Source organism: Vibrio cincinnatiensis (genome assembly GCF_022113815.1).
In the GTDB taxonomy this organism is placed as follows: Bacteria; Pseudomonadota; Gammaproteobacteria; order Enterobacterales; family Vibrionaceae; genus Vibrio; species Vibrio cincinnatiensis_A.
In genome coordinates this window covers 518,422-534,931 of the sequence record NZ_SGOM01000001.1, presented here as the reverse complement: position 1 = coordinate 534,931, position 16,510 = coordinate 518,422, and the positions used below count along the sequence as shown (strand labels likewise).

Here is a 16,510-nt window from a genome sequence, read left to right as displayed (position 1 = left end):
AAATGAATCATTTTAAGCGAATTGGGAATAAGAGAGGCACTCTTATTCCCAATTATTTTCTGCACTAAGTATCATTTCAACGCTAAAATATTTGTTCATCATCGGCATCGATACTAAGCTCGACTGTGTTTTTTAGCTCATTAACCGTCATATTTAAATGTATCGCGTGGCAGCAAGCGGGGCAGTCATCATAGAAGTCTTGGCTGCCATTACTCGCATCTAAAGTGATACGGATAGAATGTCCACAATGAGGGCACCGCGCCGTTCTTTCAGTAAAATTGTTCATCTCTCTTTCCTTACTTCTGTGGGAGATACACTAATAGTAAGCAGGTAAGTTACTTAAAGTGGAAAATTAAGTGCAAATTTTGAAGAAGAACATAGAATTCGGTAAACACTCAAATAATTAAGAGATCATATCAATGATATATACGACGACAGAAACTATCCCCGGAAAGGAAATTGTCGATATTTTAGGGGTTGTGATGGGCAATGTTGTTCAATCTAAGCATGTTGGCCGAGATATTATGGCAAATTTAAAAGGCTTAGTTGGGGGAGAGTTAAGAGGTTATACCGAAATGTTAACGGAAGCTCGCAATGTCGCTATTGAGCGATTATTAACAGAAGCAAGGTTATTAGGTGCCGATGCAGTTGTCGCTGTGCGGTTAACCACAAGTGCGATTACTGATGGTTCATCAGAAGTTCTTGCTTTTGGTACGGCAGTAAAACTAAAGAAATAAATTCGGTAAGAGTGAAGCCCTATGGGTATAAACACTTCACTCTTACTCAACGTTATCAAAGCAATAGGTTAGTTAGCCAGTAGGTTTTTGATCATTGCATCAGCTTGGGCTAAATAACGGCCACCAAAATGGTTGCAGTAACTGAGTAGTAGGTAAAGATTATAGATATTTTTGCGTTCTTCATAGCGAGCATCCAGAGGATAGGCACTCTCATAGCCTTGATAAAACTCTGGCTTAAACCCGCCAAATAGCTCAGTTGCCGCGAGATCACACTCTCTGTCGCCCCAGTAACAAGCAGGGTCATAAGCGATTGGACCCATCACGGATTGAGCGACATTGTTAGACCATAAGGCTCCATGTAGCAAGGATGGCCTTGGTATATGTGGGCCTAATTTTTGTTTAATAAGTTCGACAAACTCATCAATGTCAACCAGATCTATCCCTTTTTCTTTGAGCAATTGCAGTTGCCAGCCAATACGCTGTTCAGCAAAAAAGATCGCCCATTTCTTATGCCAAGAGTTAGGCTGAACCAACATACCTAAATGATTTTCCACATCAAATCCGTATTCTTTTTGTTCGCCCCATTGATGGAGCTTTGCTAACTGTTGCCCAAATAAGTAACTCTGTTCTGGATCATCGAGTGGCTTTGTGGGTAGGTAATTAAGAATAATAAAAGCGTGGTTTTTGGTTGTTCCCACGAGTATGGGAATGGGGACGGTAATGGATTGACTTTCTGCCAAAAGCTTTAAGTTCTCAGCTTCCAGTTCATAATGATGGATAAAGTCACGTTGGTTAACCTTCACAAAGTAGCGTTCAGTATCATCAGAAATTACATAGCAGTCGTGAAGCTCGCCGCCTTCTAACTTCTCTTTTTCAACAATACGATAGTGGATTGATAAGGTCTCTGAAAGTTGTTGCGCAATAGCCTGCCACATAGCGATCTTCCCATCCCTATTAACGTACATTTAGTGTAGGCGATTGACTAAAAGATTTCTGACTCTAATGCACATAATTTCATCTGTTTATCAATTCAGTCGTGTTAAAACATATAAATGTGATAATTATCAAGTTTCTAAGTGGGCCTTAAATACACTTTTCCTTGTACACTGAGTTTGAGATGCAATAATGATGTTTCTTATAAAGGACCGCATCAATGTGCGATACAGAGTCTTGCTGTGATTATCGATGGAATAAATCGTTTGTCTTCAAAGATTCTGTCGCATAAATCTGTGAAAAAGGTCGTTCATGGCTTAGTATTACTTAAGAGAACGTTGATTCTGGCAGTAAGCGGTAAAGCGGAGAAAAAAAGTGGTTGTAGACACCGATGGTTATTCAGCTCTAATCGAACATTTAGCGATGAACATGGACATCTTTACTCGTGATGGTTACACGGGAAAAGAAAGTGTTGAAGATGTCATCACTGATATGGTTGCCAGTAATATTATGGCGATATTCGAGCAAAACCCTGAACTGCATTCAAGTGTACGCTTTCAGTTACTAAAAGAGGCTGATCTCGTGGTGGATGATTTAGGGGAAGTACTGGCAGGCGTTTGGGCAAAACCAGCAACCAATGATCAGATCTTGTTTTTAGATGAATATATTGCGCTGGTAAAAAATCTGTTTGACTCAGCCGTGAGTAAATATGACTAAGCTTTGACGGTTTTACATTCTAACTTTTGTCGAATCATTTACCATCATCGTTGGCGGATTATTTATCCGCCGGAACTGCCATAGCTTAGATGCCCAATAAGGGTTATCCAGTCTCGATATGATCACACCTTGCGAGGTGGATGCATGCATAAAATATTGATTACCTAAGTAGATCCCAACATGGCGGGTTGAACGGGATGTCTTGAAAAAAACCAAATCACCATACTGTGCATCCCGGTAGCGAATAGCTTGACCTTGTTGACTCTGTAAGCGCGTCGTTCTTGGTAGCGAATGTTGCCAAGCGTCTTGAAATGCAATTTGTACAAATGCAGAACAATCGATACCCGCTTTGCTAGTACCGCCGAGGCGATAAGGAACTCCCTGCCACTGTTGGTAGACTGAAAACAGTGATGTTTCCGGCCACTGTGAAGATTGTTGCCATTGTTGGCTGCTTGGTGTGCGGTTTGATTGAGTGCTACAACCAATGATCATACACAGAGTTAATAAACTTAGGGAGTTATGTTTTTTCATCTTAAATCTCGGTACTTTTTTTTAACGACGACGAAAAGGCTGGGTCAGCATTTTGTCTAGCCATTGCTCTCTTGGGGTTTGAAAGAGGGGGAGACCAATAGTCATCTTTTCATGTCCCAATTTAGGTTGAGCGCGATAGGTCGAAAACCATTGATCCCAAATGGATAAACAAAAGCCAAAGTTTGTATGTGTTTCAGTTGGCATTATCGAATGGTGTACTCGATGCATATCAGGCGTAACCACAACTTTACGTAGCCATCGATCAACGTTTAAGGCGAGTTTAGCATTACTGTGGTTGAACATAGCGCTGGCATTAAGAATCACTTCAAATAGAAGAACGGCAAATGGTGAAGCGCCCAGTATTAAGACGGCCGCTATTTTTATTCCTATAGATACCATTATTTCAATTGGATGAAATCGAGCTCCGGTCGTGACATCAATGTCTTGATCAGCATGGTGCATACGGTGTAAACGCCAAAGGCTAGGGATATGATGGAACAAAACATGTTGAGCATAAATGATGCCATCAAGGATGACGACACAAAGTGGTAAAGCGAACCACGCTGGAATAGTTAGCCAATACATTAGCCCAAATTGCTCTTCTTGCGCCCATTGGGCAGCAGAGAAAGCCACAATAGGCATCAATATTGTTACTAATAAGCTATTTAACCCGACTAGTCCTAAATTATTAAGCCAGCGGATCCATGTTGTCTGGGTCCTTTTTTTACGAGGCAGACATTTCTCCCATACAGCACAGGCGAACAGTACGAAGATAAAAATGGCTAATCGCCATATCTCTGGTTGCATCGGCGTTGAACCTTTTATTGAGCCGGCCCATTCTTTTAAAAGACTAGCCAGTTGAAGTGCAGAGCGGTAGAATCGCCGCTTATTTTTATGTTCCGTGATGGTTATGAGAATTCACGCTTTTCATCGTTTGTATCAGGATCGCTTGCAACGATCAACCAAACCTTTCTTAGCCCGCGGCTCAAAAATAGCGCGTTGTTCATTTTGTCATGTCCCTTGCGAACACTGTTTATGCGAATACCAGCCAGATATTGAGACAGCCGTTGCGGTTATGTTATTGGTTTCTGAAAATGAGGTTTTTAAACCCAGCAATACTGGGCGATTAATTGCGGATACGGTAAAAGAAACTTATGTATATCAATGGCACCGTACGGAGCCTGATCCTCAGATGTTAGCTTTGATCTCTGATCCCGCTTTTTTTCCAGTATTGGTTTTCCCTGCGCAAACTGAGCAGGATAGAGCCCGTCAACTGCTCTCGATTCCTAAGCTTAATGACGCTAAAAAACCATTATTGATTTTTATTGATGGCAGTTGGCGCGAAGCCAAACGAATTTTCCGTCGCTCAGCTTATCTTGCCTCACTCCCTATATTGTCGATTGAACCAGAGCACTTATCGAATTATTTAATGCGAAAAGCCAGTAATGAGCAATATTTGGCCACCGCAGAAGTGGCGAGCTTAGTGCTGTCATTATGCGGTGAAGAAAAAGGGGCAGAAGCATTGCATATTTGGTTTGAAGCATTTAAAGAAAGCTACTTATTGGGGAAATCTCGGCTTAAACCTGTGCGAGATAAACCAGCACTTAAGAGATGGCAAGCGTATCAACAAACCGTGTAAAGTGACGTGACTCTACATATCCACTTATGGTGATGTTTTCATGTGTAAACCCGATAGAGAAAAGAATAAACTCGGGGTTGGTCACGGACAGGTTACTGAGCAATATGGATAATATTGCCGTTTTTATTTTTTGATGATTTGGCCCAAGGCTGGGTATTTTTAAGGAGAGATGAGCATGTATTATGGCTTTGATGTCGGTGGCACAAAAATTGAGTTTGGTGCTTTTGATGAAAATTTACAGCGTGTTGCCACAGAACGAGTACCGACACCAACGGATGATTATGCCCTGCTAGTTGATACTATTGCTGGCTTGATAGCAAAGTATGATGCTCAATTTGGTGTAGAAGGGAAAATTGGCCTTGGCTTACCGGGCATGGAAGATGCTGATGACGGTACCGTTTTAACCGTTAACGTTCCAGCGGCGAAAGGCAAGCCTTTACGTGCAGATCTTGAAGCAAAAGTTGGGCGCAGCGTGAAAATTGAAAACGATGCTAACTGTTTTGCACTGTCAGAAGCATGGGATGAAGATCTAAAAGAGGCGCCTTCTGTAATGGGGTTAATCCTTGGGACAGGTTTTGGTGGCGGCTTAGTTTATGATGGGAAAATTTTCTCTGGTCGTAACCATGTCGCGGGTGAAATGGGACATATGCGTCTGCCGATTGATGCTTGGTTCCATCTTGGCAGTGAAAAAGCGCCCTTATTAAGCTGTGGTTGTGGTAACAAAGGTTGTCTTGATAACTATTTGTCAGGTCGTGGTTTTGAACTGATTTATGAACATTACTTTGCTGAAAAGAAAGCGGCGATCGATATTATTACGGCTTATCAGCAAGGGGAAGCGAAAGCGGTGGAGCACGTTGAGCGCTTTATGGAGTTATTAGCCATCTGCTTTGCGAATTTATTTACCGCGAACGATCCGCATGTTGTGGTATTAGGGGGCGGCTTGTCTAATTTTGATTTGATCTATCAAGAAATGCCAAAACGTATTCCCAAACATCTATTGTCTGTCGCAAAATGTCCAACAATCATTAAAGCTAAACATGGTGATTCTGGTGGCGTTCGCGGCGCTGCTTTCTTGAATATTAAGTAATTGGTTTTCTCATAAGGTAAAAGGCTTACTAAGAAGTAAGCCTTTTTTGTGAACGAATGCTAGATCCTAATTTAAGCCTTTGGCTTTTTACCGACACCATGATTTTCTTTTGCTTGTAACGTTATCAGTCCAAAGCCTAATTTCTTAAAATAGTTATCTCGATAATTACGGACCGCTTTCGTATCTGAGACGGCTTCTAGCTGTAATTCCATCTTCAGATACTCAGAAAGATCAATCCCTTCTGCTTCTGCAACGGCTTCATGAATATTGCGGTGTTTTTCATAAGAAAACGTTAATGTTTTCTGTTTATCTTTGTAGCTGTAAATAATGGTACGAGCCATGAGGTTCTCTATTTGCTCTTATTAATGGGCTAAATTCTGCCTTGAAGTGGAATGATTGTCACGCTTTCACCGACACTAACCTTATCAACGGCGGGTTCAATTTCAATTAAACAGTTGGCTTGGCTCATGGAACGCAAGATTCCAGAACCTTGCGTTCCTGTCGTTTTCACGACAAGTTGTCCCGATGTATTAGTGGAGTAAACACCACGGCTAAATTCGGTTCTTCCTTGGCGTGACCGTAACTCTTCACTGGCGATCGCTCGAACTTTTAACGGCTGCCAATCGATCTCACCTTGCATCTTTCGCAAGGCAGGTTCAACAAAGTTGATAAATGATACCATGACGGCCACAGGGTTTCCTGGCAACCCAAAGAAGGGGCAATGACCAATACGGCCAAAAGCTAACGGACGGCCCGGGCGCATATTAATCCGCCAAAAATCGACCTGACCAAGCTTTCTGAGGGCTGATTTAATAAAATCTGCATCACCGACAGATACCCCACCAGAGGTCATGACCACATCCGCTTGTTGGGCAGCTTGCTGTAATGTGGTTATCATCTTATCTTCATTATCTTCGATAATACCGAGATCAAGTACCTCACAACCCAGTTGGGAGAGTAGTCCGATTAATGAAAAGCGATTGGAATCGTAAATCGTATGATCGGAGGGTGGGGTCCCTGGGGCTTGTACTTCATCACCCGTTGAAAAGATGGCGACTTTTAGACGTCGTATGATATGAACATGGCTCATTCCCAGAGAAGCAAGCATGCCCATTTCTGCTGACTGTATCCGTTGACCAGAGTGAAAGACCATTTGACCTTGTGCGAGATCTTCGCCCGCTTGGCGAACATTTTGCCCCGCTTTAATGACTTTCGTTGTAAAAGAAATAGACAGATGGCTTTCAACGGCTTGCTCTCGCATGACTACTGTATCAGCATTCTCTGGCATTGGGGCTCCGGTCATGATTTTGACACATTCCCCAAGTGCTAACGGTTGTGAATAGGGGTGCCCCGCTAAGATTTCTCCCACTAGCGTGTAGTGTGAACGGTCAAGATCGTCACTACGAATCGCGTACCCATCCATGGCTGAGTTGCGATAAGCAGGGACTGAGATCGGTGAGGTGATAGGGTAAGCCAGTATGCGTCCATAAGTATCCTTGATGGCCACCTCCTCTTGTTCGTGAATGGGGGTAACCGACGCTAAAATTTTTTCAATCCCTTGTTTTACAGAGAGAAATGCTGGAGAAAGCGTATCGCAGCAGGCAGTCGTTGAAGGCTGACCCAAATCGTTTTTTACGTAGTCTAAAATAAACTGCCCAATGCCCTCTAAATCATTAATAGACATTTGAGGAAGGGTGGTTTCGACAGACTCGTCAGCTGCAATGGCGATAATATTTGAGTCATTTAAGTATAACCAAGGTTTACCGACTTCTGCCCTGTGTAACTCAATTTTGGGGAAAGCAATATTTTTACATCCTTCGACTAAAATCAAATCTAGCTGTTGGCTGTCAAAGCATTGCAGTAATTCATTGAATTCGGTTTCCGCATCCGGTGTTTCAGTCATCAAGGCATATCGATTGCGAGAGGCTACCAACATCTGTGAGGCTCCTGCCTTACGTAGGCGATAACTGTCTTTACCGGGAATATCAACATCAAAATCATGGTGAGCATGTTTCAGTACCCCAACACGAAGCCCTGCATGGGTTAACTTAGGTAGTAAGGCTTCAAGCAACGTGGTTTTACCCGTTCCTGAATAAGCGGCAAAACCGAGCAGGGGAAGGGCTGGACGCTGAGTATTCATGAGTGTAATGCTCCAAATTGGGCGAGTTCTTGGGGGGTGTTTAAATTGAAAAAACAGGATGGGCTATCACTAAAATCGACATATTCAGTATGACACTCTTCATAGAGCAAAATAATTTTACGATCACCACGCATTAAAAACGCTTCTAATTTAGGTAAGACTCGACGATGAAAAAGGGTAAAAACCGGTTGTAGGTGTTGGCCATCATGAGCCACTAATATTTCACTCTCTGCGGTAACGGCACGGCAAAATCGAGTGACAAAATTATCACTCAATAATGGGCTATCACAGGGAATAAAACCGACCCAGTCGGTTTGCGCGTAGGTTAAACCGGCATGAATACCACCAAGTGGCCCCGGGTAGTGTTCAAATAAATCGCTAATCACAGGGGCGTATTGCACATAAAAGGCGTGGTTGCGGTTAGCGTTGATCAACACATGTTCGGCTTGAGGGGAAAGCCGTTCCAGAACATGTTCAATCAGTGGTTTTTCATTCAGCGTGATTAACCCTTTATCATTTCCCCCCATGCGGCTTGCTTGCCCGCCCGCTAAAATAACCCAACTAGTTTGAGATGGAAGTAACATAAATGGTCTCTGATGGTTCGGGGATGACATGCAGTAACGGCGATTCAACTAACTGGTGCTCTTTGATCCACCACTGTTTATGACATAAATCGGTTAGTGCATTGGTTTGGTGACTGGTGATCACTAAACTGGATCCACGATTTAATAAATCTTTCGCCATTATAACTAATCTATCGATAGATTCCTGATCTAATGAGGCACTAGGTTCATCCATTAATAAAATCGAAGGGCTTAAGATCCAAGCTCTCGCCATAGCAACGCGCTGTTTTTCTCCACCAGATAATACTGAAATATGTTCATTCGCTAAGGTTTCTAAGCCAACCATACGCAACGCATTGATGACTTTGCTGCGTTTTTCTTTGGTTGGTAAAGGTGAAAAACGAATGCCATAAGCAACATTACGATAAACGGTATCATCAAATAAATAAGGGGTTTGGTGTAAATAGACAACGTGTTTATGGGCTCGACTGTGCAATAAACGTTGCCACCAGACTTGATGATGAGAAACAACACCTGTGGTTGGCGTTAACAAACCCGCAAGAATTTTGAGCAATGTGGTTTTTCCAACCCCATTATCCCCTTTAAGATAGACTGCATCATTAGGGCCGAGCTCTAACTCAGAGATATGAAATAAGCCTCGTTCATTAAAACGCATAGATAGCTGACTGGCAGTAAGTTTTATCGACATGGAATATCCTTTCTATCGTTTTAAATCAGGTTCGTAGGTATCCTTTACCACGTAGACTTGAGAGTAAAAAATTGAGCACCAGTGCTAAACAAAGTAGGACAATGCCAAGTGCGACCCCTTGAGCAAAAGCGCCTTTTTGGCTTTCCATTGCAATGGCGGTAGGAATGTTGCGCGTTAATCCCATAATGTTGCCCCCCACCATCATTGAACAACCGACTTCCGTGACAATCCGTGAAAATCCAGCAATGATGGCTGCGCAGAGGGGAAAGCGCGTTTCCCACACCATCGTTATTGCAATACGTGGTATGGATACCCCTAATGTCATGGCGGTTTCGACAGAGCGTCGATCGCTGGATTGCAGAGCGCCATGCATCATGGAAACTAAAATAGGAAAACCGATCAGCATTTGTCCTAGAATCATGGCTTTTTGCGTAAATAACATTTGCCAATCACCCAGCGGACCAGAGCGTGATAGCAGCATATAAAGTAATAGACCAATTACAACTGTTGGGACGGCTTGCAGGGTATTGATTAATGATAACAGTAGCCACTTTCCTCGAAAGTGACTGTAAGCAAAGAGAAAAGAAAGTAAGATCGCCGGCAGTAAAACAAACCCAACCGCTGCTAAAGAGACACTAAAGGAGACCGCAACGATCTCCCATAGCTCAGCATCAAAGCTGATTAATAAGGCTAAGGCTTCTAAGGTGGTTTGCCAAAGACTCATCAATAATTACTCATCCGCATTGGCCACAAAGAGTGCCTGACCATGAAGTTTAAAGGCGTTGATTAAAGCTTGGCCTTTAGGGGAAACTAACCAATCACTGAATATTTTTGCGCCCTGATAATTAATGCTAGGGTAACGCTCAGGATTCACTAAAATTACTTGGTATGGGTTAAAGAGTAGTGCATCACCTTCATACAACATCACTAAGTCCAGAGTGCTTTGATAAGCCAGCCAAGTTCCACGGTCTGTTAACGTATAAGCTTGCATTTCTGAAGCCATATTTAACGTTGGTCCCATTCCTTGTCCGACCGAACGGTAACCTGAAAAATCGGTTTTGACTTGACTCTTCGACCAAATGATCAGTTCCTTTTTATGAGTCCCTGAATCGTCACCACGGGAAATAAACGGCGTTTGGCTTGCCGCAATGTGAGCAAAAGCTTGTTGAACATTGGGTTGGGCAGCGACATGGGCTGGGTCTGCTTTCGGGCCAACAAGAATAAAATCGTTATACATTAGCTTACGGGGCAATACTCCATGGCCTTGTTCAACAAAGATGGCTTCCGCCTCGGGAGCATGAGTCATCACCACATCCACATCACCATTTTCACCCATTTTTAAAGCTTTACCCGTACCAGTGGCAATCACATCCACGGTGTAGCCTGAATCTTTTTTAAATTCAGGAAGGAGATAATCCAACAAGCCGGAGTGGTAGGTACTGGTTGTGGTGGCCAAGCGAATACGAGGAGCATCATCAGCGCTTAGTACATAGCTACTACTTAAAAGTAGGCAGCATGCCATCAGACGCACGAATAATTTTTTCATTCTATCTGTCCATTATGATTAAAAAGAAGGAGCGTCGTAATGAATAGCAAACTCAATGCCAAGATATTTACGACAATTTTCATGTAAAAACAAAGAATAACCGTGAAGAGAGTGGTGAAACCGTGACAACTTGCATAAGCTAAGACAAAATGTCTCAACTTAACCGAATTCGGTGTAAGGTTTATTGGGTCATTATGTCTATATACTATCAATAGAGAGCAATATGTCTTATTTAAGTCGCAATAAGCAGGCACAGCATTATCAGGCTTTTTCCGTATTAGTCGTGGATGATGAAGTGGGGATGCAGTCCATTTTACAAAAAGCATTAAGTAAATGGTTTTCGAAAGTAGACTGTGCGGGCTGTATTGACGAAGCAGAACAGTTACGCAGCACAACCCATTACGATTTGATTATTTTGGACATCAACCTACCAGGGCGATCTGGGATCGAGTGGGAAGAGATTTTTACCGATGCTTACCAAAAACCAGATGTGATTTTTATGACCGGTTATGCCGACTTAGAAACCGCGATTAGTGCTTTAAAATTGGGAGCAGCTGACTTTATCCTCAAGCCTTTTAATCTTGAACAAATGTTGCAAGCGGTTGGGCGTTGTATAGACAAGCGCTTAAATCAGCGTATGCAATATGCGCTACAACGAGACTTTCAACGCCATTGTGCCACTCAAATTTTAGGCCAGTCAGAACAAACGGAGCAGCTTAAGCAATTGATTGTGCAATTTGCTCCTTCAAGAGCTTCAGTACTCATCGAAGGCGAATCAGGCACAGGGAAAGAACTGGTTGCCCGTAGCATTCATGAGGCTAGCCAGCGCCAAGGGCCATTTGTACCAGTCAACTGCGGTGCCATTGCCCCTGAACTATTAGAAAGCGAGTTATTTGGGCATACGCAGGGCGCATTTACGGGAGCCAAAAAACATCGAGAAGGACTATTTCGGGTTGCCAATGGTGGCACTCTATTTTTAGATGAAATAGGTGAAATGCCATTAAACATGCAATCTGCACTATTGCGAGTGTTGGAACAAAGAGCGATTCGTCCGGTGGGCTCTGAGAAAGAGCTATCGATTGATGTTAGAGTTGTGGCTGCGACTAACCGCCATTTACACCAAGAAGTAGAAGAAGGGCGCTTTCGTGCAGACCTTTACTACCGACTGAATGTATTAAGAGTGGATGTTAGCCCGTTACGGGAACGAAAACATGATTTGCAAGAGTTGGTTCCTTTCTTTACCCAAAAACTCTGTGCCGAACTTGCCATTCGTCCTCCTAAATGGGCCCATGAGGATATTTTAGCACTGCATAATTACGATTGGCCGGGAAATATTCGAGAACTGAAAAATCTGATTGAACGCAGCTTATTGCTGGGGAAACCTCTGGCGCATTACTGGAGTGAGAAAGAAAGCCTACTCGTTCAATCTGAGGTGACGATGTCACTTTGTTCCCATCACGATCCGAATACCTTAGACGAAAAATCAAGCTCGGTTTCCCACGGCTACCCAAACCATTGGAGTTTAAAGCAGGTAGAAAAAGCACACATCGAGCAGATAGTTTCTCTACATCAAGGAAATAAATCGGCGGCGGCCCGAGATTTAGGCGTCGCTCGAAAAACCTTAGAAAGAAAATTCAAAGAATGGGAAAATGATGAGCAAATCATGCAATGAAGATTTTTGGTGGCAGAAGTGGCAGCGCCGCTTCAAAACCATGGTTCGTTATCGTTTACTCATTCTCACTTCGTTACCGATCGGCTTTACTCTGGTTGCCCTGATTGCGATCAGCCTTTATTGGTCGTTACATTACACGTGGCAAAGTGCGTTAGTCGATGTATCAGAGCGGTTGGGGGTTGCACAAAATAGCGTGGCTTTGCTTCAGCAAAGGCAAGCCGGTTATGTCCATGCTTTTGCTGATTCTTATGATTTTAAGCAAAAGATAAAACACGGTGATACTCATCATTTAAGGTTCCTCAATTGGGTACAACAACAGAAAAAGCGTTATGGGCTCGATTTTCTTTCTTTTCAGCCTGTTGATACCTTAGAACAAAAATTTCGTTACTTAGATCTGACTCGTAGAGAGTCGTTTTTTGATATTCTCAATGAACCCGAACTTAAACGGTTGGATCCAGAGTTAGCGATTCGAGCCCAGATCCCTATTCTGAATAACCGAAAAATGGAAACCCGAGGTTTAGTGAGCCGAACGGTCATTCCCGTAAAAGATGATCAACAAAGGATCATTGGTTTTTTAGATGGTGGATTGCTGCTTAATAACAGCACCATATTAGTTGACCAAATTCGTGATTTAATCTATCCAACGCAATCGAATATCCTAGGCCCGGCAGGGACGTTAACCCTTTTTCTTGATGATTTGCGCGTAAGTACCAATGTTCCGTTAGACAGTCATGCTCAAGCCGGTAGAGCAATCGGTACTCGCGTTTCTCTTGAAGTGGCTGATCAGGTGTTACGAGAAGGGCAGCAGTGGGTAGACAAAGCCTATGTTTATGATGCTTGGTACATCAGTGCTTATCAGCCGATTCGTGATCAATACAATCAAGTTGTTGGGATGATCTACACGGGGTATTTACTGTGGCCTTTTATTCAAACCTACCTTACTAACATTGTTGAAATGGGGAGTATGACGCTCATTTTACTGATGGTTTCAGGGCTTTTTGTCTACCGAGGATCACGAGATCTTTTCCGCCCCATTGAACGTATTCATCGAGTTGTCAAATTAGTACAGCTGGGAAAAAATCAGCGGATTGGCTCACTTGGATTAGATGAAAAACACGAACTCGCCCAGCTGGCGAAACAGTTTGATACCATGTTAGATTTATTACAACAGCGCAATGAACAGATTCAACATGCCGCTCATGAACTCGAAGAAAAAGTCCATTCAAGAACGGCCAGTTTGCACGAAAAAACACAGCAACTTGAGCATCATATTCAACTCCTTAATCAGACGAGAAATAAGCTGATTACCCATGAAAAACTGGCCGCACTTGGCGAATTAACCGCAGGAATCGCCCATGAAATCAATAATCCTACGGCGGTTATTTTGGGTAATACAGAATTAATTCGCTTTGAGTTGGGAGAAGAGGCAGAACGTGTTAACGAAGAAATTGAGGCTATTTTACTGCAGGTTGATCGGATTCGTCATATCACCCGCAGCTTATTGCAATACAGCCGTCATGGCGGTGTTCAAGATGAGGTTACTTGGCAGCATGTCAACCCAATCATCGAAGAGAGTATTACCTTAGTAAAAGCGGGAAGTAAGAAACGAGACGTTGAATTTATTACCCAGTTGCAGGCTCAATGTTCGGTCGAAGTCAATCGTCACCATTTATTACAAATTTTGGTGAACTTACAAATGAATGCGATTCACGCGATGCAAGGGCAGGGACGGCTAACCATTCACAGTGAAGACTGGGTTGAGGCAGGTGATACCCTTGGTGCGGTGATTCATGTACACGATGAAGGGTGTGGGATTAAACCTGAACATTTAACCCGTATTTTTGATCCTTTCTATACGACGAAAAGAGAAGGAACCGGTCTTGGGCTTTCTGTCTCACAAAGCTTATTAAGCCATGTGGGCGGTGAAATTCGTGTTCAATCTGTATATGGGGAAGGCAGCACCTTTAGTATTTATTTACCCGAGAAAGCCGATAGCCACTTACTTATTACTAAAGCGAGTTAAACCATCAAATGATCATCGAAGCATTCGACCTTCACCAAGGTCGAATGTTTTTTGAACACTTATTGATGCCCTTTTACATCAAATTCAATTTTTTCTGAACCGCTGTAAATTTCAAACCGCAATCCTTTTGCTCGTGCAATGGTCGTAATACCAAATTGATTGGCGAGATCTAACCCCATTTGAGTCACGCCAGACCGAGAAAGCAAGACAGGAATTCCCATCTGCGCTACTTTAATCACCATCTCTGAGGTTAAACGCCCCGTGGTATAGAAGATTTTATCTGCACCAGTGTCACCTTTTAACCACAATTCCCCAGCTAAAGTATCGACAGCATTATGTCGGCCAACATCTTCAACAAAAGAGATCACATGATCATCCTGACAAATAGCACAACCGTGTACCGCTCCAGCTTTGCGGTAAGTCTCGTTATAGTGAGTTAACGCCTCCAAAGCGGCGTAAATTTGGGATTGTTTCAGACGAGTTTGTGGTACTTGATACCCTTCAAGTTGCTGCATGACATTGCCATACATCGTCCCTTGACCACAACCAGAGGTAACGGTTTTTTTCTTGAGTGCAGGCTCTACCTGCTCAATATTTTCTTCAGTGATCACCGCTGCAGAGTGGGTTTGCCAATCAATAATGACCGATTGCAGTTTGTTTCGCATAGAAATAAAGCTTTGATTTTTTAAATAGCCAAGTACTAAAGCTTCTGGGCGTGAGCCAAGCGTCATCAATGTGACCACTTCTTTCCAGTTTAACAACACCGTTAAAGGGCGTTCACAGGCGATGGATTTATTGAGTGGCTCGCCATATTGATCGTACACAACCACATCCATGGTTTGCTGAGGGTTTTCACTCGGTTTAATAATTGAAAATGTGTTGGGCACTGTTGATTCCTATCCATTCTGTTTTGGGTGTTTACTGGGGTAATTCATCGTATGCCAAGTTAAGGCAAATATCATTCCATGATGAGTATTGATACCATTTTCGTAGTGTGGCTCAATAATTGCTACTTTTTCTATTATACTCATTTCTTCTTATTTGCATGAGGTACTGGATGACGATGCTCGTAAAACCATCGCCCACAGCGATGCCACTCAAAACTGATGTTCAATGGCCGATGGGTTGCCAACTTGTTTTACAAGAAGTCAAAGCGGGACGCTGGTTAACGACGCAATGGCAATTAATGGGATTTGATTTAGTTCCAACCTCTTCCCATATTGCTTGGTTTGAGCTGGAATTATTTAGAGATGAACGGACAGATTATCGTTTTAACCTTAGCTCCCGGGAACCAAAACTGTTTGTTATTTTAGAAAATGAGACAGAGTCAGAACCGAAATTAGTTCGTATCACGGCTTCACAAAATGTTGCCGCTCGCTATATGGATAGCGACTATGTTGTGCTTTCTGCGCCTATGCCCCTTGCCGTACAAGCTTGGATGGAAGCGTATATCGGTCGGGAAGGCGAATTGTTAGAATTTCGCACTAAAAAGCGCAAGGGCGCGGGGAGAGCCAGTGGCAACTGATTCTTTTTTCCATCGTTGGTCTAAACGCAAATTACATCAAAAGGAAGACGAAAACCTTTTATTACCACTTGAAAATGATCTTTCTGCGCCGTTACATATTGAAGAAGATAAAGCGGGGGAAGCCACAGAAGTTCAGCGTGAACATACCTCAAGTCCACCGAGTGAAGAAACACTCTCTGCATTATTGCTCTCACAAGCTTCTCAAGAGATAAAAAAAAGTGCATTGCGCACCCTTTTCTTTAATGGTGAATTTAACGAGCGTGATCGATTGGATGACTACGATGACGACTATCATAACCAAACGAATTTAGCGAATGAACTCTCACAATCATTAAGAGAATGGTTTGATGATTCACAAACATCCACAAATACTGCCACTCAGGATCCTTGTGATCCACCCGCGACTTATCCACGAGAAGAGAAAGAAGACGAGGATTCATCATCAGTTTCTTTGCTATCCTCGAACGAGGGGGCTGATGGACAGAATGTCACATGATCATTATGGACATTTTGACCCAGTAGCATATACCGTAGTAAGACAAAATGTCTCAATGTCTATTTCCCTTCATTATAATCTTTAAAATTTTCAATAAATCATAACGTTACAGCTTGTTTTTAGTTGGAACGTTATTTGCAAAATCCATGCAATAACTAAGGGCTGGCCAACGAGCCTGCTTATATATGGAAA

Annotated in this window: 19 protein-coding genes; 8 read left to right on the top strand and 11 right to left on the bottom strand. The window is 42.8% G+C overall.

Going from position 1 to position 16,510, the window contains the following annotated elements:
• Window positions 1-82: 82 nt before the first annotated feature.
• Window positions 83-286 (bottom strand): CPXCG motif-containing cysteine-rich protein, encoded by a 204-nt coding sequence (locus EXA13_RS02510; protein WP_238131712.1) that lies wholly within the window; start codon window positions 284-286, stop codon window positions 83-85.
• A 133-nt stretch (window positions 287-419) separates the two neighbouring features.
• On the opposite strand from EXA13_RS02510, the gene EXA13_RS02505 reads away from it, so the two are divergent.
• The gene (locus EXA13_RS02505) at window positions 420-737 is read left to right on the top strand and encodes a heavy metal-binding domain-containing protein (RefSeq protein ID WP_238131711.1); all 318 of its coding nucleotides are present in this window, start codon (window positions 420-422) and stop codon (window positions 735-737) included.
• A 68-nt stretch (window positions 738-805) separates the two neighbouring features.
• On the opposite strand, the gene EXA13_RS02500 is transcribed toward EXA13_RS02505, so the two are convergent.
• Window positions 806-1,672: a fructosamine kinase family protein gene (locus EXA13_RS02500; RefSeq protein WP_238131710.1), complete on the bottom strand. Its 867-nt coding sequence runs from the start codon at window positions 1,670-1,672 to the stop codon at window positions 806-808.
• A 373-nt stretch (window positions 1,673-2,045) separates the two neighbouring features.
• Here EXA13_RS02500 and EXA13_RS02495 point away from each other — a divergent pair, with 373 nt between their 5' ends.
• Window positions 2,046-2,387 carry a DUF3802 family protein gene (locus tag EXA13_RS02495; RefSeq protein WP_238131709.1) on the top strand — a complete coding sequence of 114 codons (342 nt, stop codon included), beginning with the start codon at window positions 2,046-2,048 and terminating at the stop codon, window positions 2,385-2,387.
• 12 nt (window positions 2,388-2,399) lie between these two features.
• On the opposite strand, the gene EXA13_RS02490 is transcribed toward EXA13_RS02495, so the two are convergent.
• Together EXA13_RS02490 and EXA13_RS02485 are read right to left on the bottom strand one after the other, a co-directional pair.
• Complete coding sequence (locus EXA13_RS02490; RefSeq protein ID WP_238131708.1) at window positions 2,400-2,918, bottom strand: C40 family peptidase; 519 nt, start codon at window positions 2,916-2,918, stop codon at window positions 2,400-2,402.
• Window positions 2,919-2,939: 21 nt separating this feature from the next.
• Window positions 2,940-3,725: a sterol desaturase family protein gene (locus tag EXA13_RS02485; RefSeq protein ID WP_238131707.1), complete on the bottom strand. Its 786-nt coding sequence runs from the start codon at window positions 3,723-3,725 to the stop codon at window positions 2,940-2,942.
• Window positions 3,726-3,828: 103 nt separating this feature from the next.
• Here EXA13_RS02485 and EXA13_RS02480 point away from each other — a divergent pair, with 103 nt between their 5' ends.
• Complete coding sequence (locus tag EXA13_RS02480) at window positions 3,829-4,557, top strand: tRNA-uridine aminocarboxypropyltransferase (RefSeq protein ID WP_238131825.1); 729 nt, start codon at window positions 3,829-3,831, stop codon at window positions 4,555-4,557.
• A gap of 175 nt (window positions 4,558-4,732) precedes the next feature.
• Entirely contained in the window at window positions 4,733-5,644 is a 912-nt protein-coding gene (nagK, locus tag EXA13_RS02475; protein WP_238131824.1) for an N-acetylglucosamine kinase, read from the top strand.
• 71 nt (window positions 5,645-5,715) lie between these two features.
• On the opposite strand, the gene EXA13_RS02470 is transcribed toward nagK, so the two are convergent.
• From EXA13_RS02470 to EXA13_RS02445, 6 genes are read right to left on the bottom strand one after another with little or no spacing between them, the layout of a single operon-like run.
• Window positions 5,716-5,985, bottom strand: coding sequence for a DUF2960 family protein (locus tag EXA13_RS02470; RefSeq protein WP_238131706.1), 270 nt, complete (start codon window positions 5,983-5,985; stop codon window positions 5,716-5,718).
• 29 nt (window positions 5,986-6,014) lie between these two features.
• On the bottom strand, window positions 6,015-7,784 hold the full coding sequence (locus EXA13_RS02465; protein WP_238131705.1) for a bifunctional molybdopterin-guanine dinucleotide biosynthesis adaptor protein MobB/molybdopterin molybdotransferase MoeA: 1,770 nt from the start codon (window positions 7,782-7,784) through the stop codon (window positions 6,015-6,017).
• Entirely contained in the window at window positions 7,781-8,368 is a 588-nt protein-coding gene (gene mobA, locus EXA13_RS02460) for a molybdenum cofactor guanylyltransferase MobA (protein ID WP_238131704.1), read from the bottom strand. Before mobA ends, EXA13_RS02465 begins: the two co-directional genes overlap by 4 nt.
• Window positions 8,346-9,056 carry an energy-coupling factor ABC transporter ATP-binding protein gene (locus EXA13_RS02455; RefSeq protein ID WP_238131703.1) on the bottom strand — a complete coding sequence of 237 codons (711 nt, stop codon included), beginning with the start codon at window positions 9,054-9,056 and terminating at the stop codon, window positions 8,346-8,348. The genes mobA and EXA13_RS02455 overlap by 23 nt, the downstream gene beginning before the upstream one ends.
• Window positions 9,057-9,081: 25 nt before the next feature.
• The gene (locus EXA13_RS02450) at window positions 9,082-9,780 is read right to left on the bottom strand and encodes an ABC transporter permease (protein WP_238131702.1); all 699 of its coding nucleotides are present in this window, start codon (window positions 9,778-9,780) and stop codon (window positions 9,082-9,084) included.
• A 6-nt stretch (window positions 9,781-9,786) separates the two neighbouring features.
• Window positions 9,787-10,602, bottom strand: a complete 816-nt coding sequence (locus EXA13_RS02445; protein WP_238131701.1) for a substrate-binding domain-containing protein — start codon at window positions 10,600-10,602, stop codon at window positions 9,787-9,789.
• Window positions 10,603-10,825: 223 nt separating this feature from the next.
• Between EXA13_RS02445 and EXA13_RS02440 the strand changes: the two genes are divergently transcribed.
• Both EXA13_RS02440 and EXA13_RS02435 read left to right on the top strand, forming a co-directional pair.
• A complete protein-coding gene (locus tag EXA13_RS02440) occupies window positions 10,826-12,274 on the top strand; it encodes a sigma-54-dependent transcriptional regulator (protein WP_238131700.1) in 1,449 nt (482 codons plus the stop codon).
• Complete coding sequence (locus EXA13_RS02435; RefSeq protein WP_238131823.1) at window positions 12,255-14,297, top strand: sensor histidine kinase; 2,043 nt, start codon at window positions 12,255-12,257, stop codon at window positions 14,295-14,297. The genes EXA13_RS02440 and EXA13_RS02435 overlap by 20 nt, the downstream gene beginning before the upstream one ends.
• 59 nt (window positions 14,298-14,356) lie before the next feature.
• On the opposite strand, the gene fdhD is transcribed toward EXA13_RS02435, so the two are convergent.
• Window positions 14,357-15,133, bottom strand: a complete 777-nt coding sequence (gene fdhD, locus EXA13_RS02430; protein WP_238131822.1) for a formate dehydrogenase accessory sulfurtransferase FdhD — start codon at window positions 15,131-15,133, stop codon at window positions 14,357-14,359.
• Between the two features lie 227 nt (window positions 15,134-15,360).
• Here fdhD and EXA13_RS02425 point away from each other — a divergent pair, with 227 nt between their 5' ends.
• Both EXA13_RS02425 and EXA13_RS02420 read left to right on the top strand, forming a co-directional pair.
• Window positions 15,361-15,822 (top strand): DUF3305 domain-containing protein, encoded by a 462-nt coding sequence (locus EXA13_RS02425; RefSeq protein ID WP_238131821.1) that lies wholly within the window; start codon window positions 15,361-15,363, stop codon window positions 15,820-15,822.
• Window positions 15,812-16,318, top strand: a complete 507-nt coding sequence (locus EXA13_RS02420) for a DUF3306 domain-containing protein (RefSeq protein ID WP_238131699.1) — start codon at window positions 15,812-15,814, stop codon at window positions 16,316-16,318. The genes EXA13_RS02425 and EXA13_RS02420 overlap by 11 nt, the downstream gene beginning before the upstream one ends.
• Window positions 16,319-16,510: the final 192 nt, after the last annotated feature.